16 protein-coding genes are annotated in these 21,623 nt (G+C 74.6%); 10 read left to right on the forward strand and 6 right to left on the reverse strand.

All coding sequences use genetic code 11. From position 1 onward, the window contains the following. Nucleotides 1-3: 3 nt before the first annotated feature. A complete protein-coding gene (locus ACQEU6_RS21850) occupies nt 4-306 on the reverse strand; it encodes a hypothetical protein (protein WP_499334460.1) in 303 nt (100 codons plus the stop codon). A 137-nt stretch (nt 307-443) separates the two neighbouring features. Further along, nucleotides 444-1,301 carry a 16S rRNA (cytidine(1402)-2'-O)-methyltransferase gene (gene rsmI / locus ACQEU6_RS21855; protein WP_499334462.1) on the reverse strand — a complete coding sequence of 286 codons (858 nt, stop codon included), beginning with the start codon at nt 1,299-1,301 and terminating at the stop codon, nt 444-446. 85 nt (nt 1,302-1,386) lie between these two features. Between rsmI and ACQEU6_RS21860 the strand changes: the two genes are divergently transcribed. Beyond that, nucleotides 1,387-3,165, forward strand: coding sequence for a dolichyl-phosphate-mannose--protein mannosyltransferase (locus ACQEU6_RS21860; protein ID WP_499334463.1), 1,779 nt, complete (start codon nt 1,387-1,389; stop codon nt 3,163-3,165). Between the two features lie 33 nt (nt 3,166-3,198). On the opposite strand, the gene ACQEU6_RS21865 is transcribed toward ACQEU6_RS21860, so the two are convergent. Beyond that, complete coding sequence (locus ACQEU6_RS21865; protein WP_499334465.1) at nt 3,199-4,407, reverse strand: MFS transporter; 1,209 nt, start codon at nt 4,405-4,407, stop codon at nt 3,199-3,201. A gap of 121 nt (nt 4,408-4,528) precedes the next feature. Here ACQEU6_RS21865 and ACQEU6_RS21870 point away from each other — a divergent pair, with 121 nt between their 5' ends. From ACQEU6_RS21870 to bla, 3 genes are all read left to right on the forward strand, one after another. Next, nucleotides 4,529-5,542 (forward strand): LacI family DNA-binding transcriptional regulator, encoded by a 1,014-nt coding sequence (locus tag ACQEU6_RS21870; RefSeq protein WP_499334466.1) that lies wholly within the window; start codon nt 4,529-4,531, stop codon nt 5,540-5,542. A gap of 57 nt (nt 5,543-5,599) precedes the next feature. Further along, nucleotides 5,600-6,634 (forward strand): magnesium transporter CorA family protein, encoded by a 1,035-nt coding sequence (locus tag ACQEU6_RS21875; RefSeq protein ID WP_499334467.1) that lies wholly within the window; start codon nt 5,600-5,602, stop codon nt 6,632-6,634. Between the two features lie 107 nt (nt 6,635-6,741). Then, nucleotides 6,742-7,695: a class A beta-lactamase gene (bla, locus tag ACQEU6_RS21880; protein ID WP_499334468.1), complete on the forward strand. Its 954-nt coding sequence runs from the start codon at nt 6,742-6,744 to the stop codon at nt 7,693-7,695. A gap of 83 nt (nt 7,696-7,778) precedes the next feature. On the opposite strand, the gene ACQEU6_RS21885 is transcribed toward bla, so the two are convergent. After that, entirely contained in the window at nt 7,779-9,428 is a 1,650-nt protein-coding gene (locus ACQEU6_RS21885) for a penicillin-binding transpeptidase domain-containing protein (protein WP_499334469.1), read from the reverse strand. Nucleotides 9,429-9,580: 152 nt separating this feature from the next. Between ACQEU6_RS21885 and ACQEU6_RS21890 the strand changes: the two genes are divergently transcribed. The 3 genes from ACQEU6_RS21890 (at nt 9,581) to ACQEU6_RS21900 (ending at nt 14,302) form a co-directional block, all read left to right on the forward strand. Next, nucleotides 9,581-10,552 (forward strand): LysR family transcriptional regulator, encoded by a 972-nt coding sequence (locus tag ACQEU6_RS21890; RefSeq protein WP_499334470.1) that lies wholly within the window; start codon nt 9,581-9,583, stop codon nt 10,550-10,552. After that, nucleotides 10,549-11,454 carry a serine hydrolase gene (locus ACQEU6_RS21895; protein WP_499334472.1) on the forward strand — a complete coding sequence of 302 codons (906 nt, stop codon included), beginning with the start codon at nt 10,549-10,551 and terminating at the stop codon, nt 11,452-11,454. The genes ACQEU6_RS21890 and ACQEU6_RS21895 overlap by 4 nt, the downstream gene beginning before the upstream one ends. Nucleotides 11,455-11,554: 100 nt before the next feature. Continuing rightward, nucleotides 11,555-14,302 (forward strand): AAA family ATPase, encoded by a 2,748-nt coding sequence (locus tag ACQEU6_RS21900; protein WP_499334474.1) that lies wholly within the window; start codon nt 11,555-11,557, stop codon nt 14,300-14,302. 220 nt (nt 14,303-14,522) lie between these two features. Here ACQEU6_RS21900 and ACQEU6_RS21905 read toward each other — a convergent pair whose 3' ends face one another. After that, nucleotides 14,523-15,851 (reverse strand): amidase, encoded by a 1,329-nt coding sequence (locus tag ACQEU6_RS21905; RefSeq protein ID WP_499334476.1) that lies wholly within the window; start codon nt 15,849-15,851, stop codon nt 14,523-14,525. Between the two features lie 541 nt (nt 15,852-16,392). Between ACQEU6_RS21905 and ACQEU6_RS21910 the strand changes: the two genes are divergently transcribed. The 3 genes from ACQEU6_RS21910 to ACQEU6_RS21920 are packed head-to-tail and all read left to right on the forward strand — an operon-like array spanning nt 16,393 to nt 21,096. Continuing rightward, the gene (locus ACQEU6_RS21910) at nt 16,393-18,753 is read left to right on the forward strand and encodes a phosphoketolase family protein (protein WP_499334477.1); all 2,361 of its coding nucleotides are present in this window, start codon (nt 16,393-16,395) and stop codon (nt 18,751-18,753) included. Continuing rightward, nucleotides 18,753-19,847 (forward strand): acetate/propionate family kinase, encoded by a 1,095-nt coding sequence (locus ACQEU6_RS21915; protein ID WP_499340297.1) that lies wholly within the window; start codon nt 18,753-18,755, stop codon nt 19,845-19,847. The genes ACQEU6_RS21910 and ACQEU6_RS21915 overlap by 1 nt, the downstream gene beginning before the upstream one ends. Nucleotides 19,848-19,863: 16 nt before the next feature. Beyond that, on the forward strand, nt 19,864-21,096 hold the full coding sequence (locus ACQEU6_RS21920; RefSeq protein ID WP_499334479.1) for a PP2C family protein-serine/threonine phosphatase: 1,233 nt from the start codon (nt 19,864-19,866) through the stop codon (nt 21,094-21,096). 14 nt (nt 21,097-21,110) lie between these two features. Here ACQEU6_RS21920 and ACQEU6_RS21925 read toward each other — a convergent pair whose 3' ends face one another. Then, nucleotides 21,111-21,611: an Lrp/AsnC family transcriptional regulator gene (locus tag ACQEU6_RS21925; RefSeq protein WP_499334481.1), complete on the reverse strand. Its 501-nt coding sequence runs from the start codon at nt 21,609-21,611 to the stop codon at nt 21,111-21,113. Nucleotides 21,612-21,623 lie beyond the last annotated feature (12 nt).

The following is a 21,623-nucleotide window of genomic DNA, read 5'->3' on the forward strand; positions in this document are numbered from 1 at the left end:
GCGCTACCAGGCGTGCATGCGCCGGAGGTGGAACACCATCGCCACGTCGCTGCCGCTGCGGGCGACCGGCACCTCGTCCTTCCGGCCGTGCGTCGCCGACAGCGCCTTGACGTTCTGGCTGCCGCAGGCGGGGCAGGACCGGTCCATCCAGGGCGTCGTGCAGGGCTGGCCCTGCCGCTCGTAGACGACGGCCGCGTTCCCGTGCCCGTCACCGGAGTGCCGGACGTGGAACTCCTCGTCCCAGGACCCCGCACAACTCAGACATTCGAAGACCCACACCTCGTGGCTCGTCCATGCCTCATGCACGGCACTCACCCCCTCACAGACCATCTTTCGCGCGTCACTTCGGCGCCCCTGGTCTGCTTCACTCGGATGCCCCGGCCGGAGGCCACCGGATCAGTTATGCCCAGGAGGAGCCGTTTGGACCGCTCTGGGGGCGGTGACTATTTCCTGGCCTTGACAACGGCGTCGTAGACGAGGCGCTTCTGGGCGCCGTTCTCCCGGGCGACCTCCGCGATGGCCTGCTTGCGGGGCGTCCCGGCGGCCTCCCGCGCGGCGACCGCCGCCGCCAGCTCCGCCGGGTCCGTCAGCCCCCGCGGCTCGGGCGCCCCGCCGACCACCACCGTGATCTCGCCGAGGACGCCGTCCCCCGCCCAGGCGGCGAGTTCGCCGAGCGTCCCCCGGCGGACCTCCTCGTAGGTCTTGGTCAGCTCGCGGCACACCGCGGCGGGACGGTCCGCGCCGAACGCCTCCGCCATCGCCGCGAGGGTGGCGGGCAGCCGGCGCGGCGACTCGAAGAACACCGTCGTGCGGGGCTCGGCCGCGAGCGACTCCAGGCGGCGGGCGCGCTCGCCCGGCCGGCGCGGCGGGAACCCCTCGAAGCAGAACCGGTCGGTGGGCAGCCCCGACACCGCCAGCGCGGTCGTGACGGCGGACGGCCCGGGCAGCACCGTGACCGGGACGCCCTCGGCGACGGCGGCGCGCACCAGCCGGTACCCGGGGTCCGACACGCCCGGCATTCCGGCGTCGGTGACGACCAGCACGTCCCGTCCGGCGAGCAGGTCCGCCACGAGGCCCGCGGCCCGCTCCCGCTCGTTCACGTCGTTGTAGGACACGACGCGCGCGGTCACCTCGACGCCGAGATCGCCCGCCAGCCGCCGCAGCCGCCGCGTGTCCTCCGCGGCGATGACCGGCGTCTCCGCGAGGGCGGCCCGCAACCGGGCCGATGCGTCCTCCGGCCTCCCGATCGGCGCCGCCGCGAGCCGCAGCGTTCCCGTCCCCGCCTCCATCACGGCCCCCATCCCGCTCGTCCCGTCACGCGGCTCATTGTCCCAGGAGAGGGGCCAAGGTCCTGAAGGAGGCGGGAAGTGCAAATAAACTCGCAGGATGTCGACGACGGATCTGGCTCCGGTCCCGGCCACGGCGTCCCGGCGCAGGCCCCCTCCGCTGCGGGAATGGCTCGCGCCGGCGATCCCCGGCAGCGCGCTGCTGTCCTGGCTGGGCCCGCTGCTGGTCACCGCGCTCGCCGCGTACCTGCGGTTCGACCGGCTGGGCACGCCGAGGGCGGTGGTGTTCGACGAGACCTACTACGCCAAGGACGCGCTCGCCCTGCTGCGGTTCGGCTGGGAGCACAACACCGTCGAGAACGCCGACAAGATGCTCATCGCCGACCCGGACGCCCATATCTGGGGCAGCGGGCCCGCGTTCGTCGCGCATCCGCCGTTCGGCAAGTGGATGATCGCGATCGGCGAGTGGATGTTCGGCGCGACGCCGTTCGGATGGCGGTTCATGCCCGCCCTGGTCGGGACGCTGTCGGTGCTGATCCTGTGCCGCCTCGCCCGCCGGATGACCGGCTCGACGCTGCTCGGCTGCGCCGCCGGGCTGCTGCTGGCGCTGGACGGCCTGGCGTTCGTGACCAGCCGGGCCGCGCTGCTGGACGTCTTCGTGATGTTCTGGGTCCTCGCCGGGTTCGCCTGCCTGGTGAACGACCGGGACCGGTCCCGCCGCGAGCTCGCCGAGCGGATCGAGCAGGGCCGGACCTCGGTGTACGGGCCGTTCCTCGCGCACGGCTGGCGGTGGGGCGCGGGCGTCTGCCTCGGCCTCGCCTGCGCCACCAAGTGGACGGGGGTCTTCTACGTCGCCGCGTTCGGGCTCATGACCGTCCTGTGGGACTACGGCGCCCGCCGCGCCGCCGGGGTGCGGGCCCCCTTCCAGGGGATGATGCTGCTGGAGGCCGTCCCCGCGTTCGTGCAGATCGTCGTGGCGGGGCTCGTCGCGTACCTGGCGACCTGGTGGGGGTGGATCTTCAGGCCGGGCGGCTGGGGGCGCGGCGAGGTCTCCGGCAACCCGCTGTGGCGGCCGTTCGAGGCGATGCCGAAGCTGTGGCGCTACCACTCGGAGATGCTCGGCTTCCACACCGGCCTGGACGCCAAGCACCCCTACCAGTCGTGGCCCTGGGACTGGCCGATCCTGCGCCGTCCGGTCGCGTTCTTCTACACCGAGCCGAAGGGCGCGTGCGGCGGCACGGCCCGCTGCTCGCGCGAGATCCTCGGAATCGGCACGCCCGCTCTGTGGTGGGGGGCGCTGGTCGCGCTGGTCGTGGTCGCGTTCATCTGGCTGATCCTGCGGGACTGGCGGGCCGGGGCGATCCTGCTCGGCTTCCTCGCGGGGTGGCTGACCTGGTTCCCGTCGGCGTTCGCCGACCGCACGATGTTCCTGTTCTACGCGACGCCGCTGATCCCGTTCATGGTGCTGGCGGTCGTCCTGGTGCTGGGATACCTGATAGGGCCCGCGTCCGCCGCGGCGGGCGCGCACGCGGCGCGTCCCGGCGAGAACGGCTACGGCGCGTCGCCCGCCCTCCTCGGCGAGCAGGCCCCGGCACCGGCCTACGGCGGGCAGGCGGCCGCGTATGACGACCAGGCCCCGTACGAAGGGGACGCGCCGTACGAAGGGGACGCGCCGTACGGCGAGCACGGGGCGCACGCGCCGCCGGCGCCCGTCCAGTCCCCGGCCGCCGGGGCCCGGCGGCTGGTCGGCGCCGCCGCCGCGGGGGCCTTCCTGCTGGTGGTGCTGGCCAACTTCGCGTACTTCCATCCGATCCTGTCGGCGCAGACGATCACCTACGACGACTGGCAGGCGCGGATGTGGTTCTCCCGCTGGGTCTGATCCGCGGCGGGACCGTCACAGCCGGGCGGACCGTCACAGCCGGGCGGGGGCGTCCGCGGTGACCGCGGGCCGCGCGGCGGGGCGCAGCGTCCGCGCGCCGAGCAGGCACAGGGCCAGGGCGAGCACGCCCCCGGCCCCGGCGCCCGCGAACGCGCCGGGCACGCCCGCGGCGTCCTGCCCGACGCCGGAGACGAACGAGCCGAGGGAGCTGCCCGCGCCGATCGCCGCGACGATCCAGGCGAACGCCTCGGTGACGGTCCCGGCCGGGGCGAGCCGGTCGACGAGGGTGAAGCTGCACGCCAGCACGGGCGCGAGGAACACGCCGGAGACGAACGCGAGCACCGACATGGCGGGCAGGCCCGGCGCGAGGACGAGCGGGAGGTACCCGGCGGCGAGCGCGGCCAGCAGCCAGGGCAGCCGCCGGTGCGGGGCGCCCGCCCACGAGCGGGCGCCGTAGGCGATCCCGCCGGTGAGGGCGCCGCCCGCCATGCAGGCCAGCAGCAGCCCGGAGGCGAGGTCGCGGCCGAGGTCCTCGGCGTAGGCGACGACGGCGACGGAGTAGACGCCGAGCGCGATCCCGGCGCAGGTGAGCGACAGCAGCAGGACCCGCAGGCCGGGCGAGCGCAGCGGCCCGGCCCAGTCGGAGGCGCGCGGCCGGCCCCGCCAGCGGCGGGACGGCCCGGACAGCGCGACCACCAGCGTCCCGGCGATGCCGAGGGCGCCGGTGATCAGCAGCGCGGTCTCGGTGTTCACGACCGCCGCGGCGACGACGAGCAGCGGTCCGACGGTGAACAGCAGCTCCTGCGCCGCGGCGTCGAGCGCGTAGGCGGCGTCGACCTGCTCCGGGCCGTCCAGGACGTCGGGCCACAGGGCGCGCAGCCCGGCTTCGAGCGGCGGGGTGGCGAACCCGGCGGCGAAGACGGCGGCGGCGGCCGCCGGGAGCGGGGCCGCGCCGACGGCGGCGAGCAGGGCGAACCCGGCCGCGGAGGCGCAGGCGGCGGGCAGCAGGACGCGGGGCTGGCCGAACCGGTCCATGGCGCGGCCGAGCACGGGCTGCCCGGCGGCGGTGGAGAGGCCGAGGACCGCGGCGAGGGTGCCGGCGAGCGGGTAGCCGCCGCCGTCGGCGCGGATGTGCAGGACGACGGCGAGCATGCCCATCCCGTTGGGCAGCCGGCCGAGGAGGGTGCCGCCGAGCAGCAGTCCCGCGTACGGCCTCCGCAGGAAGACGACATAGCCGCGCATCGATGGCCCCCGGGTCCCGTCTCAATTGTCAGTCATACGTATTACCTCCGTCATACGTACCACTTCCGGGTCCTCCCGTTCTAGTCTGATTCGTGTTGAACCATCCGCCAGGGAGGCGCAGGTGCCGGCGATCAGCCGCCCCACCGGCAGGGACGTGGCTCAGGAGGCCGGGGTCTCGCAGTCCACGGTCTCGCTCGTGCTGGGCGGCAAGTGGAGCGGGCGCGTCTCCCCCGCGACCGCGCGCAGCGTGCGGGGCGCCGCCGAGCGTCTCGGCTACCGGCCCAACCAGGCGGCCCGGAACCTGCGGCTCGGGACGACGCGCACCGTCCTGCTGATGGTGCCGACCCTGACCGCGCCGTTCTTCGGCCCCGTCTACACGGGCGCCGCGCGGGTCGCGGCCCGGCACGGCTTCGGCGTCGTGGTCTCGACCTGGCCGGACGGCGCGGCGGGCCCCGCCGACGGCCCGTTCGCGGCGCCGGACGAGGCGATCGACGGAGTCCTCGCGTCCTCGACGGCCGCGGAGGCGCTCGGCGAGTTCGGCGAGACCCCCGTGGTGATGCTGGACAGCGGGCCGTCCGGCCCGTACGGCGCACCCGTCCCCACGGTCGACTTCGGCGTGGCCGACGGGATGCGGGCCGTCGCGGCGCACCTGGCGGGCCTCGGCCACCGCCGGATCGGGCACGTGGCCGCCGCCCTGGACCAGTGGACGTTCCACGCCCGCGCGGACGCCCTCGCCGGGGTCGTCGCGGGCCTGCCGGGCGGCGTCCTGACCCGCGCCGGCTGCGCGATCGACGTCGCCTCGGCCAAGGACGCCGCCACCCGGCTGCTCTCCGGCCCCGCCCCGCCGACCGCGCTGGTCTGCGACGACGACCTCATCGCGGCGGGCGCGTACAAGGCCGCCCGCGCGCTGGGCCTGGACGTCCCGTCCGACGTGTCGGTCACCGGCTTCGACGACGTGCTGCTGGCGACGGCGCTGGAACCCGAGCTGACGACCGTCCGGCTGCCGGCCGAGGAACTGGGCGCGCAGGGCATGACGGCGCTCCTCGACCTCCTCGACGGCCGCCGCCCGTCCCCCCGTGTCCTGCCCGGCGCGTTCGTCGTCCGCGGCTCGACGGCGCCCCCGCGCGCCCGGTGACCCGCCCGGCACGCCCCGTCTCCTCATTTCCCGGGAAAGCAGGGGTATAAGGTGCGCATGGGATCCCATCCGTCCGAGACCGACAGCGAAGAGGATCCGGGCAACCGGATCGGCACGGCGCCGCCCCGGACGCGGGCCTGGCGCGGCGGCGCGATCGAGGCCGAGGGCTTCCCCGTCGCGCGCCTGAGCGACTACCTGGAGCGCCCGGACGTCGTCGTCTGGCTCGACCTGTGCGCGCCCCGGGGCGGGGACCTGCACGTGGTCGGCGACGAGCTCGGCCTCGATCCCGTCGCCGTCGAGGACGCGGTGTCCCGGCACGAGCGGGCGAAGCTCGACCGCTACCAGGGGTACGCGTTCCTCAACGTCTACGTCCCGGTGGTGACCGGCGGCGAGCTGGCGATGCACGAGGTGTCGGCGTTCCTCAGCGAGCGGGCCCTCGTCACGGTGCGGCAGGACGACGGGTTCGACGTCGACGCGCTGATCAAGCGCTGGGACCAGACCCCGCACGCCGGGCTCGACGAGCCGAGCGCCGCGTTCCTGCTCTACGGGCTGCTCGACCTGGTCGTCGACCTGCAACTGGCGGCCGTCCAGGCGCTCGACGACGAGGCCGACGCGGTCGAGGACCTCGTCTTCGACGACGCGTTCCCGGTCAAGGAGATCCAGCGGCGCAGCTACCGGCTGCGCAAGAACCTGACCGCGCTGCGGCGGGTCGCGCTGCCGATGCGGGAGGTGCTCAACACGCTGCTGCGGCGCGACCTGGGGATCGTCCCGCCGGCGCTCGTCCCCTACTTCCAGGACGTCTACGACCACACCCTGCGCGTCGGGGAGTCGACCGACGGCCTGCGCGACCTCGTCGCCGACCTGCTGGAGACGCGGCTGGCGCTGCAGGGCAACCGGATGAACGAGGTGATGAAGAAGGTCACCAGCTGGGCGGCGATCATCGCGGTGCCGACCGCCGTCACCGGGTTCTACGGGCAGAACGTCCCCTATCCCGGGTTCTCCCAGCATTCGGGATTCATCGCCAGCACGGTCATCGTCGTCGCCTGCAGCGTCTCCCTCTACGTGATCTTCAAGATCCGCGACTGGCTCTGACCGCGGCGTCCGGCGAGGTCAGGACACCGCGATATGCGTGCGCATATCGAAACGCGCGCCATATCAATATTGGACATGGCGTTGGCGGCTCTGGTCTGCTCTCCCGCATGACGACCCACAGCATCCGCGACCGGCGGCTCGGCGCCGCCGCCCTCGCCCTGACGACGATCGCCGGCCTCGCCGGCTGCGGGTCCGGGGCGGACCCGGACGTGCGCAGCGCGGCGCCGCGCGGCGCCGCGTCCACGATCGCCGTCGATCCCGCGCAGGCGAAGGTCACCCGGCAGATCGGCCGTCTCGAAGCGACCCGCCACGCGCGCATCGGCGCCTTCGCGCTCGACACCGGCACCGGGCGCACCGTCTCCCACCGGCCGGACGAGCGGTTCGCGTTCGCCTCCACGTTCAAGGCGATGGCGTGCGGCGCCGTGCTGCGCAAGGCCCGGCGGTCCGACCCCGGCCTGCTCGACCGGGTGATCCACTACACGAAGGACGACCTGGTCGAGTACTCCCCCGTCACCGAGAAGCACGTGGACACCGGCATGACCGTCGCCGACCTGTGCCACGCCGCCATCACCCAGAGCGACAACACGGCCGGGAACCTCGTGCTGAGGCGGATCGGCGGGCCCGCCGGGCTCACCGCCTTCTTCCGCTCGCTCGGCGACACGGTGAGCCGCGGCGACCGCTGGGAGACCGACCTCAACGTCTGGAAGCCGGGCGAGCCCCGCGACACCACCGCGCCGCGTCCGTGGGCGGGGAACCTGCGGGCCCTCACCACGGGCGGCGCGCTGGTCCCGGCCGACCGCAGGCGGCTGGTCGGCTGGATGAAGGCGACCGTCACCGGCGACAGGCGCATCCGCGCCGGACTCCCCGAGAACTGGACGGTCGGCGACAAGACCGGCACCGGCGGGACCTACGGCACCGCGAACGACATCGCGATCGCCTGGCCGCCGTCCGGCGCCCCGCTGGTCATCGTGATCACCACGAACCGGCTCACCCCCGAGGCCGAGGCCGACGACGGGGCCGTCGCCCAGACCACCCGCATCCTGGCCGGCGCCCTCCGCTGAGCGCCCTCCGGCACGGCGGCCGCCCCCGGTTCCGGACGTCCACGCGTCCGGCGCCGGGGGCGGCGCGCGTCCCGCCCGCCGGCTCAGAGGGCCCTGAGGAACTTCGCGGCGATGGGGGCGGCGGCCTCGGCGCCGGTCCCGCCGCCCTCGACGATCACGGCGAAGGCGACGTCCTTGCGGTATCCGATGAACCAGGCGTGGGTCGGCGGGTTGTCGCCCTCGCCGAACTCCGCGGTGCCGGTCTTGCCCGCCGTGCCGGACGGGAAGTCGACGCCGGACGCGGTGCCCTCGCTCACGACGGCCGGCATGAGCGCGTGCAGCGCCTTCTCGACGGCGGGCTCCAGCGGCTTCGGCCGCTCGGGACTCCGGCCTCCGGCGTCGGCGGCCTGCGCGGCGAGGGAGGCCTCGACCAGGCGGGGCGAGCGCCAGGTGCCGTCGGCCGCGGCCGCGGCGACGCTCGCCATGTTGAGCGGGCTGGTCAGCACCTGGCCCTGCCCGAAGGACGCGGCGGCGAAGGCGGTGTCGTCCTTGTTGTCGGGGAACGCGGCGCGGGTGGCGGGCAGCCCCGCGATGATCGGGGAGTTGAACCCGAACTGGGCGGCGACCTGGGCGAGCCGCTTCTCGCCGAGCTTGTCCACGGCGAGGCGTGCGAACGTGGTGTTGCAGGAGTGCGCGAACGCCTCGCGGAGCGGGACCGTCCCGAAGTCCTCGTGCTTGTAGTTGTGGAACGACCGGCCGCCGACCGAGGTCGTCGCCGGGCAGGCGACGTTCGTCGCCGGGGACATGCCGCCCGCGACGAGCGCGGCCGCCGTGACGACCTTGAACGTCGAGCCGGGCGGGTACTGGCCCATCAGCGCGCGGTTGTAGCCGCCGGGCTGGTTCGCCACGGCGAGGATCTCCCCGGTGGACGGGCGCAGCGCCACCATGGACGCCGGCTTGCCCGCCCCGGCGACCGCCTGCCCGGCGGCGGCCTGCGCCTTCGGGTCGATGGTCGTCTTCACCGGCTCGCCCTCGGCGCCGCCGTACCGCTGCAGCGTCTTCACCGCGACGCCCTCGGCGTCCACGATCTGCACGGCGAGCGCGGGCTTGCCGGACAGCCGGCGCTCGTACTGCTTCTGCAGGCCGTCGGCCCCCGCCGGGTCGCCCTTGCGGTACGGGGCGCCGAGCTTGCCCGCCGCCTCGGCGGACACGGGGCCGACCTGACCGGCGAGCTGCCGGGCGGACCCGGACGGCGAGGACGCGAGGTCGCTGCCGTCCGCCGCGAGGACGGCGGCGCGGTCGGGCCAGGCGCGCGACGCGCGCAGCCGCTGCCCCTCCTTGAGCTCGGGGTACATGACCTGCGGCGACCAGCGGACGCGCCACTCGCCGTCCTTCTTGACCATCGGCAGCGACCCCTCGTACCTCCACGTCCGGTCACCGGCCAGCGTCAGCTCGGCGCTGTAGGCGCCGCCGACCGCGTCGCCCTTCGGGCGCCCCACGGAGGCGACCGTGTAGCGCTGCCTGACGACGCCGAGGTCGTCCCGCATCCGGGTGAACCGCGACTCGAAGTCGGCGGGCGGGGCGTCGGTCAGCCTCTTCATCGCGGCGGGATCGCCGCCGCTCCAGGCCGCGAGGTAGCGCCTCGCGGCGTCCCTCGGATCGTCACCGTCGCGCAGGAACCACACCGCCCCCGCCCCCACGATCACGACCGCCGCCACGACCGCGGCGACGGCGAGCACACGGGATCGGCGCATCGTCGAACTCCTTCCCCCTGGTAGGCCACCGGCCGGACGGCCCGCGGAGGGCACGGATGACCGGTGGAGGCACCAGAACACCAGGCGTCGCCCGAAAAGTCCAAGATTGATATCGATTCAGATGAATATCCGATTTGATATTATCGCTGGTCGTGAACCTGGTCGGGCATCTGCGGTGCTTCGTCGTCGTGGCCGAGGAACTGCACTTCGGCCGCGCGGCCGAGCGTCTCGGCATGGCGCAGCCGCCGCTGAGCCAGCGTATCCAGCGGCTGGAGAAGGAGCTCGGCGTGCGGTTGTTCGACCGGTCCAGCCGGCGGGTGCGGCTCACCGCGCCGGGCGGCCTCCTGCTGGAGGAGGCCCGTGACATCCTCACCCGCGTGGACCGCATCTACTCCGTCGCCGAGCGGGCCCGGCTCGGCGAGGTCGGGACGGTGCGCGCGGGCCTGCCGAGCGACCTCGGCGGCCGGGTCGTCGCCGCGCTGATCGCCGCGTTCCGGGAGCGCCGCCCGGACCTGCGGCTCGACCTGCGCGAGACGGGCACCGACCAGCAGATCCGCGCGCTCGCCGAGGGCGCGCTGGACGCCGGGGTGGTGCGGCACCCGTGCGACGCCCGCGGCCTGGAGCTCGGCCCGATGCTGGCGCAGCCCCTCGGCGTGCTGCTGCCCGCCGGCGACCCCGCGGCGCGGCCGGGCGCGCCCCCGGAGGTGCACCTGGCCGACCTCGGCGCCCGCGAGGTCGTCGTCCCGCCGCGCGAGGAGGCGCCCGGCGCCCACGACGAGGTGCTCGCGGCCTGCCGCCGGCACGGGTACGCGCCCGCGGCCGTCCACGAGGCACGGCATCCGGGGTTCGCGCTCGGGCTCGTCCTCGCGGGGACGGCCGTGGCGCTCGTCCCGCGCGCCGACGACACCGGCGGGGCGGTGTGGCGGCCGCTGGCGGGCGAGCCGCTCGCCTGGCGGACGTCGTGCGCCTGGCGGCGGGCGCGCGATCCGGAGCACGCCCGCGCCATCGCGGACTTCACCGCCGTCGCGACCGGGGTCCTGCGCGGCGAGGCCGGCATGACCCCGCTCGACCGCGCCCCCGCCCGCCGGGTCGTCCCGCGCCCGTCCTCCGGGTTCCTGGCATGAGCGGGGCGCCCGTCAGGAGGGCGGGTGCGGCCGAGCGGATCGAGGCGGCGTTCCGGTCCGCGGGCGTCACCGGGTTCCTGCACGTCGCCGACATGGACACCGGGCTGGACGTCGCGGTCGGCGCCGACGAGCCGGTGGTGCTCGCTTCGGTGTTCAAGGTGCCGCTGCTCGTCGCGTTCCACCGGCAGGCCGTCCGGGGCGTGCTGGACCCGGCCGAGCAGGTCACGCTGCGCCCGGACGACCGCACCGCCGGACCGACCGGCGTGTCGGCGCTGCTGGACGAGGTCCGCATGTCGCTGCGCGACCTCACCTGCCTGATGATCACTGTCAGCGACAACGCCGCCGCCGACGTCGTGATGGACCGGGTCGGCCTGGACGCGGTGAACGCGACGGCCGCCGACCTCGGCCTCCGCCGCACCGTCATCGAGGGCGACGGCCGCGACCTGCACGAGAGCCTGCTCGCCGACGCCGGGGCCGGCAGCGTCGCCGAGGTGTGGGCGCGCCTGGACGAGCCGGGCGTCCAGGGCCGGCTGCGCGCCCTCGACCCGCTGCGCACGAGCCGCAGCACGCCCCGCGACATGACCCGGCTGCTGTCGATGATCTGGCGGGACGAGGCCGCCCCGCCCGCCGAGTCGGCGGCGATGCGCCGCCTGTTCGGCCTCCAGGTCTGGCCGCACCGCCTGTCGTCCGGGTTCCCCTACGACGACGTCGTCGTCAGCGGCAAGACCGGCACCCTGCCGACCCTGCGCAACGAGGTGGGCGCGGTCGAGTACCCCGACGGGGCCCGCTACGCGGTGGCGGTCTTCACCAGGTCGACGCTTCCCGTGGCCGTCCTCCCGGAGGCCGACGCGGTCATCGGGACCGCCGCGCGGATCGCCGTGGAGTCGCTTCGCCGCCCTTGAGTGTGCGTGCGGCCGTCGAGTGCGGGGACACGGACGCCCCAGCACTCGCTTTGAAAACATAAGCTGTACCCCTGTTTTGGACGTTCTTGGGGAGTGTTCGTTGCGGCTGCCGGAGCATCTGGAGCTACTGCTCACCGACGAGCCGGTGCTCGACGTCTACTCGCACGGCCCGTGGCGCGTCCCGGACGGGCTGTTCGAGGAGATCTCGGCGCGGATCGACGGGCTGGCGGCCGACCCGCGGGCCGTGGAGCTGACCACCGACGAGCACAAGCTGCTGACGCTGCCCGCGTCGCTCGTCACCGCGGAGATCTTCGGCATGCTCGCGTTCCTGCCGGGCGGCGGCGCGATCAAGGCGGGCTCGTGGTCGCAGCTCCCGGAGCGGCTGCTGCACCGGCACCTGGTCAACCCCGGGCCGCTCAGCACCCGCATGACCCGCTGGGACGCGCCGGGCGGCCGGTGGCGGCCCCCGGTGGACTGGCTCATCGAGGCGCCCGACCGGGCGCTGGCGATCGAGCTGGCCCGCGACTGCCTGTCGGTGCTGGAGGGCATCGAGCCCCTGGAGGAGCGCCGCAAGGCGCTGCTGCGCCTCTACGACGACCCGCCCGTCTGCGACGTGAACCTGCCCAAGACCGAGCTGCGCGAGCACTGGCACGCGCACGCCGGCGACGACATCGTCGCGGCGGTGCCCGAACTGCTCGGCCCGGTCGGCTACCTGGAGTGGGTCTGCGCCGGTCTGCTCGCCTCCTTCGAGCACCTGACGGAGGCGGCGCCGCGCGAGGAGACCGCCGAGGTCCACCTGGCCCAGTTGCTGCTCCAGGGCAGCATGGAGCAGGTCCCCGCCGAACTCGCGGTCGCGCTCGGCGAGGACCGGTACGGCGAGCTGCTCCAGCGGTTCACCGCGGAGCGGCGCGGGTTCAAGGCGGGCGCGTGGCAGGAGCGGACCCGGGCGTGGCTCGTCCGGGCGCTCGTCGCGGGCGCCGCCGACGCGTGCCGCGGCTGGCTCGACATGGCGATGCGGTTCATCGCGATCGTGCAGGGCCTGCCGGGCGACCCGTGGTTCCCGAAGGCCGAGTGGATCCCGGTCGGCCAGTTCCAGACCGACCTGCGCCGCCTGTACGCGCCGCGCCGCCGCGTCGTGAACCCGCTCACCGAGACGCTGAAGAGCGTTCCCGCCGCCGGCGCCGCGCCGGGGGCGGCCGCGGGCGGGCGGGCGGAGATCGCCACGTCGCTGGTCGAGCAGCCCGAGGTGACCGCGGCGCTGGCCGAGCTGACCCGCGGCAGCGCGCCCGTCCGGCTGCTGATCAGCGGGCCGGACGGCACCGGCAAGCGCGACGCCGCGCAGGAGCTCGGCAAGGCGCTGGCGCTCGGCCGCGACCCGCACTGGGTCACCGACAACCTTTTCGCCGGGCAGCGGCTGTCGGACGCCGTCGCCAAGCTGCACGCCGACGCCCGCGACTGCGCCGGCGACCGGCTGCTGATCATCGAGGGCCTGGACGGGATCGTCGCCGACCCCGGCAACGGCGAGGCGCTGGCCGCCGAGCTGCACCGGCTCCTCGCCGTCCACCCGGACCTGAACCTGGTGGCGCTGTGCGACGCCGGCGGCGAGGAGCGGATCCGCGAGGTCAACCCCGTCCTGCCGCAGCGGTTCCGGATCGCCCGCACCGCGCCGTTCACGGCGGCGGGCCACGCCGAGCTGTTCCGCCGCGCGCTGGACGCCCGCGGCGCCCGCGGCACCCGTCCGGCGATCGAGGCGGCGGGCGCGCTGCTGGCCGCGACCCCGCCGACGCAGACGCTCCGCAACGCGCGCCTCGCGCCGCACCTCGCCGACCAGGTCGTCGCCGCCGCACGGGCCCGGCTCGACGCCGACGCGGCGGGCGGCACGCCGGTCGTCCGCAAGCAGGACGTCCCGGCCGCGCTCGACACCGCGCAGGCCGCCGGGGACCCGCTGGCCGAGCTGCGCGAGCTGACGGGCCTGGAGACCGTCAAGCACGAGATCGCGCTGCTCGTCGCGGGCACGCACGCGGCGCGGCTGCGCAGCGAGTCGGGCCTGCGGATCACCCCGCCGACCCGGCACATGGTGTTCACCGGCAACCCGGGCACCGGCAAGACGATGGTCGCCCGGCTGCTCGGCCGCATCTACAAGCGGCTCGGCGTCCTGTCGTCCGGGCACCTGGTGGAGGCGTCCCGCGCCCACCTCGTCGGCGAGTACATCGGGCAGACCGCGCCCCGCACCCGCCGCCTGGTGGAGCGCGCGGTCGGCGGCGTCCTGTTCATCGACGAGGCGTACACGCTGACGCAGTCGCCGCTGAAGGGCGACTACGGGCACGAGGCGATCGCCGAGCTGGTCAAGCTGATGGAGGACCACCGCGACGACCTCGTCGTGATCGTCGCCGGCTACCAGCAGGAGATGGCCGAGTTCCTCGCCGCCAACCCCGGCCTGGACTCCCGGTTCCCCAAGCAGATCCACTTCCCCGACTACGACGACGACGAGCTGATCACGGTGTTCGGCCAGCTCGCCGCCGCCGACGGCTTCGAGCTGGCGGGCGGCACCGAGGACGTCCTGCGCTCGATGCTGCGCCGCGCGCCCCGCGGCCCGTCCTTCGGCAACGGCCGCCTGATGCGCAACATGCTGGACGTGGCCGTCGCGAACCAGGCCGACCGCGTCGCCTCCGCCGCCGTCGCCCTCACGAAGGAGCCGGCGGGCGGGAAGGGCCTCGGCCGGGGCCGGGGCCGGGGCCGGGGCGGCGACCAGGCTCCCCCCACGCGGGAGGAGCTGGTCACACTGACCGCCGACGACCTGCCCCCGCTGCTGGACCACCCCGAGGAGTTCTTCGGCCTCTACCTGTAGGCAAGGCCCCGGCCCACTTCGCTCGCCTGGCGGCTGTGTATTCGAAGTCCCGGCCCACTTCGCTCGCCTGGCGGCTCGCTACGTGACCTGGCCTTGGCGAACGCGGCATCGCTTCGCGATCTGCCCGGCTCCGCGCGCCTTCGGCTTCGCTGCACCGGGCAGGTCACGCGTTCGCGCGCGTGGCCGAGGCCGTTCGAGACAGGCCCAGGCGCGGCCCGGGTCAGGGGGCGAGGTGCTCGGCGGCGGTGAACAGGAGGCTCTCCGCGCCGCGGCGGGTGACGAGTTGGGCTCCGATCGGCAGTTCGCCGCCCCCGCCGTCCGCCGGGACGGTTCCGGCGGGGACGGACAGGGCGGGCAGTCCCAGCACGTTCCACGGCGAGGTGAGGCTGACCAGCAGCGCGGTGAGCGGGCCGAGCCCGACCTCGGTCGCGCCGATCCGGGGCGCGGGGATCGGCATGGTGGGCATGGCCAGCAGGTCGTAGCGGTCCAGCAGCCCGGCGATCTCCTCCGCGTACCGGTCCCGCTCGCGCAGCGCCCGGACGAGCCGCCAGCCCGGCATCCGGCCCGCGTCCTCCAGGCGGGCGAGCGTCGCCGGCTGGTACGCGCCGGGCGCCTCGGCGACCCGCTCGGCGTGCACGTCGTACGCCTCGCTGTACTCGATCGCCAGGAACACCTGCCGCAGCCCGGCGAAGTCGATCCGCTCGGAGGGCGCGTCCGGGAACAGGGCGCGCACGCGGCGCTCCACCTCGGGGTCGCACGCCGGCGGCTCGATCCAGGCGACGCGCCCGTAGGGCGCGCCGCCGGACGGGCCGCCGCCGGACGGGCCGCCCAGAAGGGAGGGGACGGCCTCTGCCGGCCCGGTCAGCGCGTGGTAGGCGACGCGGCAGTCGTCCGCGGTGGCGGCGAGGACGCCCACGTGGTCGAGCGAGCGCGACAGGGGGAACACGCCGCCGGCCGGGATGGCGCCGTGCGGCGGCTTGAACCCGGCGATCCCGCAGAACGCCGACGGGATGCGCACCGACCCGCCCGTGTCGGTGCCGAGGGCGAGCGGGACCATGCCCGCGGCGACCGCGACGGCGCTTCCGCTGCTGGATCCGCCGGACATCCGGTCCCGGTCGTGGGGGTTGCGCACCGCCCCGTTCACCGACACGTCGCCGCTGCCGCCGAACGCGAACTCGTGCGTCCCGGTCTTGCCGACGATCACGGCGCCCGCCTCCCTCAGCATCGTCACGCAGGCCGCGTCGGCCTCGGCGACGTGCCCGGTGAAGTGGCCGGACCCCATGCCGGTGGGCAGCCCGGCGACGTCGATGATGTCCTTCACCGCGACCGGGACGCCGTGCAGCGGGCCCCGGTCGACACCGGACGCCAGCTCCTCGTCGGCCCGCCGGGCGGCGGCCTCGGCGCCCTCGTCGTCCAGGGTCACGAAGGCGTTCAGGTCCTTGTCGACCGACTCCAGGGCCCGCGCGACCAGGCCCCGCGCCGACTCCCGGCCCGCGCGCAGATCGCGCCCGATCCCGGTCAGCGTCCGTCCGGTGAAGAACCCGCCCATTCCGCCTCCTTGCCGCTTACCTGTGCTGATCTGCGTAGCATCTCAGACCGCCGCGGCCCCCTCCGCCCGCCCGTCGCCCCTTTCGTCGTGCACAATGTGGCGATCTGTCACCGACAGGTCGCTCACCGTCAACCGTTCGGCGCAGATTGCCCGCCGCTCGTCGACCCCACTCCCGGAAGCGCGAACCTACGCGCGGGTAGGCGGCAGGCTTCCAGCACCCCGAGGTGACGCTCCCGCCGGTTCGCTGGGGGGCGGGGCGGAGGCCGCGCGCCGTCGCGCCGGCATACCGCCCCTGTAACCGGAGACCGTCGCACCGAGGTTGGGGGGACGAGGTCACGGCCGGGCGCCGTGGCCTCGTTGTCGCCACGGGCTCGTGGTTCTCGCGGGCTCGTCTTCGCGGGCTCGTCGCCGCGGGGTCGTCCCGGGACGTTCGGCCCTAGGCCCGTGGGCGCAGGGCTGGTGGGCTCTCGGTGACGGTTGAGAACCCCGTTCGCGGGGACGGGATGTCCTCACGGCGGTCGAGAGAACCCGGAGGACGCGCATGACCCGGTCGGGCACCCTGAGCGATGACGAAGTCCAGCAGATCAACGCGTACTGGAGAGCCGCCAACTACCTGTCCGTGGGGCAGATCTACCTCCTGGACAACCCGCTGCTCCGCGAGCCGCTCGAACCGGGCGACCTCAAGCCGCGGCTGCTCGGGCACTGGGGCACCACCCCCGGACTGAACTTCTGCTACGCCCACCTCAACCGCGTGATCAGAGCCCGCGACCTCGACATGATCTACGTCATGGGCCCGGGGCACGGCGGGCCCGCGGCGGTCGCGAACGCCTGGCTCGAAGGCACCTACAGCGAGGTCTACCCGGACGTGTCGCAGGACGAGGCCGGCATGCGGCGGCTGTTCCGGCAGTTCTCCTTCCCCGGCGGCATCCCGAGCCACGTCGCGCCGGAGACCCCCGGCTCCGTCCACGAGGGCGGCGAGCTGGGCTACTCCCTCGCCCACGCCTTCGGGGCCGCCTTCGACAACCCCGGCCTCGTGGTCGCGTGCGTCGTCGGGGACGGCGAGGCGGAGACGGGCCCGCTGGCGGCGAGCTGGCACTCCACCAAGTTCCTCGACCCGGTGCGGGACGGCGCCGTCCTGCCGGTCCTGCACCTCAACGGCTACAAGATCGCGAACCCGACGGTGCTGGCGCGCATCCCCGAGGAGGAGCTCGTCCAGCTCCTGGACGGGTACGGCTACCGGCCGCTCCTGGTGAGCGGGGACGAGCCCGCGTCCATGCACCGCAAGATGGCCGCCGCCCTCGACCAGGCCCTCGACGAGATCGCCGACATCCAGCGCGCCGCCCGCGAGGGCCGGGCGTCGCAGCGGCGCCGCTGGCCCATGATCGTCCTGCGGTCCCCCAAGGGCTGGACGGGCCCGAAGGAGGTGGACGGCCTCCCCGTCGAGAACACCTGGCGGTCCCACCAGGTGCCGCTCTCCGGAGTGCGCGAGGACGCCGGGCACCGCGCGCAACTGGAGGAGTGGCTGCGCTCCTACCGGCCGGAGGAGCTGTTCGACGGGACGGGCCGCCCGGCGGCCGGGCTCCGGGCCCTCGCGCCCGCGGGCGACCGGCGGATGAGCGCGAACCCGCACGCCAACGGCGGGCTGCTGCTGAAGCCGCTCGCGCTGCCCGACTTCCGCGACTACGCCGTCGAGGTCGGCAAGCCCGGCACCACCACGACCGAGCCGACCCGGCGGCTCGGCGCGTTCCTGCGCGACGTCGTGCGGGCCAACCCGTCCAACTTCCGGATCATGGGCGCGGACGAGACGGCGTCCAACCGGCTCGGGGACGTCTTCCAGGCCACCGACCGCGTCTTCGAGGGCGACCTGCTGCCGACCGACGAGCACCAGGCCCGGTCCGGCCAGGTGATGGAGGTGCTGAGCGAGCACCTGTGCCAGGGCTGGCTGGAGGGCTACCTGCTCACCGGGCGGCACGGGCTGTTCAACAGCTACGAGGCGTTCGTGCACATCGTGGACGCCATGTTCAACCAGCACGCGAAGTGGCTGAAGGTCACCCGCGGCCTGCCGTGGCGGCGCCCGATCGCCTCGCTGAACTACCTGCTGTCCTCGCACGTGTGGCGGCAGGACCACAACGGCTTCACCCACCAGGACCCCGGCTTCCTCGACGTCGTGCTGAACAAGAAGCCGGAGATCGTCCGCGTGTACCTGCCGCCGGACGCCAACACCCTGCTGTCGGTCGGCGACCACTGCCTGCGCTCCCGCGACTACGTCAACGTCGTCGTCGCGGGGAAGCAGCCCGCCCTGAACTGGCTGCCGATGGACGCCGCGATCGCGCACTGCACCCGCGGCATCGGCATCTGGGAGTGGGCCTCCACCGACGGCGGCGCCGACCCCGACGTCGTCCTCGCCTGCGCGGGCGACATCCCGACGCTGGAGACGCTCGCGGCCGCCGACCTGCTCCGGCAGCTGTTCCCCGAGCTGCGCGTCCGGGTCGTCAACGTCGTCGACCTGATGCGGCTCCAGCCGTCCAGCGAGCACCCGCACGGCCTGACGGACCGCGAGTTCGACACCCTGTTCACCACCGACAAGCCCGTCATCTTCGCCTTCCACGGCTACCCGTACCTCATCCACCGGCTCACCTACCGGCGCACGGGGCACGGCAACCTGCACGTCCGCGGCTACAAGGAGGAGGGGACGACGACCACGCCGTTCGACATGGTCATGCTGAACGACCTCGACCGGTTCCACCTCGTCATGGACGTCGTCGACCGCGTCCCGTCCCTCGGCGCACGCGTCGCCCACGTCCGGCAGCGGATGGCCGACCAGCGCCTCTTCCTGCGCTCCTACACGCGCGAGCACGGCGAGGACGCCCCCGAGGTGCGCGACTGGACGTGGCCGTACTGATGCGGGTCCTGACGGTCAACCCCGGGTCGAGCAGCCTGAAGGTGAGCCTGCTCGACGCCGACGACACGGTCCTCGCCGCGGAGTCCGGCGAGGGCCACGAGATGGCCGGGCTGGCCGCGAGGCTGCCCCGGCCGGACGCCGTCGGCGTCCGGTTCGTCCACGGCGGTACCGACTTCACCGAGCCGGTGCGCGTCGACGGGAAGGTCACCGGGCGGCTCCGCGAGCTCGCCGACCTCGCGCCGCTGCACCAGCCCGCCTCCCTGCACGCCCTGGCCGAGATCACCGGTGCGCTGCCGGGGGTCCCGGCCGTGGCGTGCTTCGACACCGCCTTCCACGCCACCCTGCCGGACGCGGCCGCGACCTACGCGCTCCCCCGGGAGTGGCGCGAGCGGTTCGGGCTGCGCCGCTACGGCTTCCACGGCCTGTCGTTCTCCTACGCCGCGCGGCGCGCCCGGGAGATGATCGGCGGCGGCCCGGCCGCGCGGCGGATGGTGGTGTGCCACCTCGGCGCCGGCGCGTCCCTGTGCGCCGTGGCCGAGGGCCGGTCGGTCGACACCACCATGGGGTTCACGCCCCTCGAAGGGCTGGTCATGGCGTCGCGGGCGGGCAGCATCGACCCCGGCATCCCGCTCTGGCTGATCAAGCACGGCGTCCCGGCGGCGGAGGTGAACGGCGCGCTCGAACGCGACTCCGGGCTGCGCGGGCTGACCGGAACCGGCGACATGCGCCTCGTCCGCGAGCGGGCCGCCGGGCACGACCGGGACGCCCTCGCCGCCCTGGACGTCTACCACCACCGCCTCCGCGCCTGCGCCGCCGCCATGACCGCCTCCCTCGGCGGCCTCGACGCCCTCGTCTTCACCGGCGGGATCGGCGAGCACGATCCGGCGGTCCGCATGCGGCTGGCCGAGGACCTCGCCCACCTCGGGACCTCCGTCGATCCGGACCGCAACGCGGCCGCGGACGGCGACACCGACGTCACCGCCGCCGGCGCCGCCGTCCGGACGCTCGTGGTGACGGCCCGCGAGGACCTGGAGATCGCCACCGGTGTCCGCGGATGCCTGCGGCGCGATGCCCCGGCCGACGCCGCGGGGTAGTACATAAGGTGTGAAGGTGGAGTACACGGCGGGCGCTTCGGAGGGCGCGATCCGCAGGCTGGCGAACATCCAGGCGATCACCGATGAAGCGCTCGGCGCCAAGGACGTGGACGAGCTGCTCGACACCCTCCTCGACCGCGTGCGCGCCGTCCTCGGGGTCGACACCGCCGTGGTCCTCCTCCTGGACCGGGAGGAGCGGCTCCTCGTGGCGACGGCCGCGAAGGGCCTTGAGGAGGAGGTCGCCCAGGCCGCCCGCGTCCCGGTGGGCGAGGGGTTCGCCGGGCGCGTGGCCGCCGAACGGCGGCCGGTCTACGTCCCGGACGTGCGCGACGCCGGCGTGTTCAACCCGCTGCTCGTCGAGCGGGGCCTGCACTCGCTGCTCGGCGTTCCGCTCATCGGCGGCGGGAGGCTGGTCGGCGTCATGCACGTCGGCACGCTCACCCACCGCCGGTTCGCCGCCGAGGAGACCGAGTTCCTCCAGCTCGCGGCCTCCCGCGCGGCCCTGGCGGTGCAGTCCCTGCTCAGCCACGCCGAACGCGCGGGCGCGCTGGAACTGCAGCGCAGCCTCATCCCCACCGCGCCCCCGGAGGTCCCCGGGCTCGAACTGGCCGCCCGCTACCGTCCCGGCAAGGCGATCGTCGGCGGGGACTGGTACGACGTGTTCACGCTCCCCTCGGGAGAGGTCGGCATCGTCATGGGGGACGTGGCGGGCAACGGGCTCCCGGCGGCCGTCGTGATGGGCCGGATGCGCAGCGCGCTGCGCGCCTACGCGCTGGACAACGACGACCCGGCCGAGGTGCTCCGCAAGCTCAACCGGAAGATGCTGCACTTCGAACCCGAGGCGACGGCGACCGTCCTCTACGCGGTCCTCGATCCCGCGGAGGGCCGGGTCCGGGTGTCGTCGGCCGGACACCCTCCGCCGGTCCTCGCGCTGCCGGACGGCCCCGTCGAGTCGGTGGGCATGAAGTTCGACGTCCTGATCGGCCTCGGCGAGAACGTCCCCCGGCGGACCACGACCCTCGACCTCCCCTCCGGCGCCCTGCTCTGCTTCTACACCGACGGGCTGATCGAGCGGCGGGACCACTCGATCCTGCACGGGATCGCGCGGCTGTGCGAGGCCGCCTACGCGGGCCCTCCCGAGGCGGTCGGCGCGGCGGTGATGTCGGCGCTGATCGGCCGCGAGGCGGCCCCGGACGACGTCGCGCTCCTGCTCGCCCGCCGCGTCGCCGAGGAGCCCGGGAACGGCTGACGCGGGGCGGGGGGTCAGCCGGCCGGTTTGCGGGAGGCGGCCCGGGCGCGTTTCTCCTCGTCCTCCAGGAGGGGGCCGACGCGGAACGGGACCTGGTGGGTCAGGACGATCGAGGTGGTGCTGCGGCGGACGCCGGGGCAGGCCAGGATCGAGTCGATGACCTCGTGGAGCTGCTTGCCGTTGGGGGCGACCGCGCGGACGAGGAGGTCGCCCTGGCCGGTGATCCCGAGGACCTCCAGCACGCGCGGGATCGCGGAGAGCGCGACGGCGGCCTCGCGCAGCCGGCCCTGGGCCACCTCCAGGGTGACGAAGGCCGTCAGCTCGAAGCCGATGGCGCCGAGGTCGACCTCGCGGCCGCGGTGGCCGATGACGCCCTCGCGTTCGAGGCGCTCCACCCGGGCGTGCGCGGTGTTGCGGGCGATGCCGAGCTTGGCGGCCAGTTCCGTGACGCCGATCCGGGGCTGGTCGACGAGGCGGCGCAGGATCTGCAGATCGAGGAGAGTGGTACGGGTCACAACGCTCAGCTC

This window comes from Spirillospora sp. CA-108201, assembly GCF_050936235.1.
Lineage (GTDB): Bacteria > Actinomycetota > Actinomycetes > Streptosporangiales > Streptosporangiaceae > Spirillospora.

Bases quoted from the DNA above. Each gene is read 5' to 3' on its own strand.
- rsmI (WP_499334462.1), bottom strand. From the start codon at position 1,301: ATGGGGGCCGTGATGGAGGCGGGGACGGGAACGCTGCGGCTCGCGGCG.
- ACQEU6_RS21860 (WP_499334463.1), top strand. From the start codon at position 1,387: ATGTCGACGACGGATCTGGCTCCGGTCCCGGCCACGGCGTCCCGGCGC.
- ACQEU6_RS21865 (WP_499334465.1), bottom strand. From the start codon at position 4,407: ATGCGCGGCTATGTCGTCTTCCTGCGGAGGCCGTACGCGGGACTGCTG.
- ACQEU6_RS21875 (WP_499334467.1), top strand. From the start codon at position 5,600: ATGGGATCCCATCCGTCCGAGACCGACAGCGAAGAGGATCCGGGCAAC.
- bla (WP_499334468.1), top strand. From the start codon at position 6,742: ATGACGACCCACAGCATCCGCGACCGGCGGCTCGGCGCCGCCGCCCTC.
- ACQEU6_RS21885 (WP_499334469.1), bottom strand. From the start codon at position 9,428: ATGCGCCGATCCCGTGTGCTCGCCGTCGCCGCGGTCGTGGCGGCGGTC.
- ACQEU6_RS21895 (WP_499334472.1), top strand. From the start codon at position 10,549: ATGAGCGGGGCGCCCGTCAGGAGGGCGGGTGCGGCCGAGCGGATCGAG.
- ACQEU6_RS21905 (WP_499334476.1), bottom strand. From the start codon at position 15,851: ATGGGCGGGTTCTTCACCGGACGGACGCTGACCGGGATCGGGCGCGAT.
- ACQEU6_RS21910 (WP_499334477.1), top strand. From the start codon at position 16,393: ATGACCCGGTCGGGCACCCTGAGCGATGACGAAGTCCAGCAGATCAAC.
- ACQEU6_RS21915 (WP_499340297.1), top strand. From the start codon at position 18,753: ATGCGGGTCCTGACGGTCAACCCCGGGTCGAGCAGCCTGAAGGTGAGC.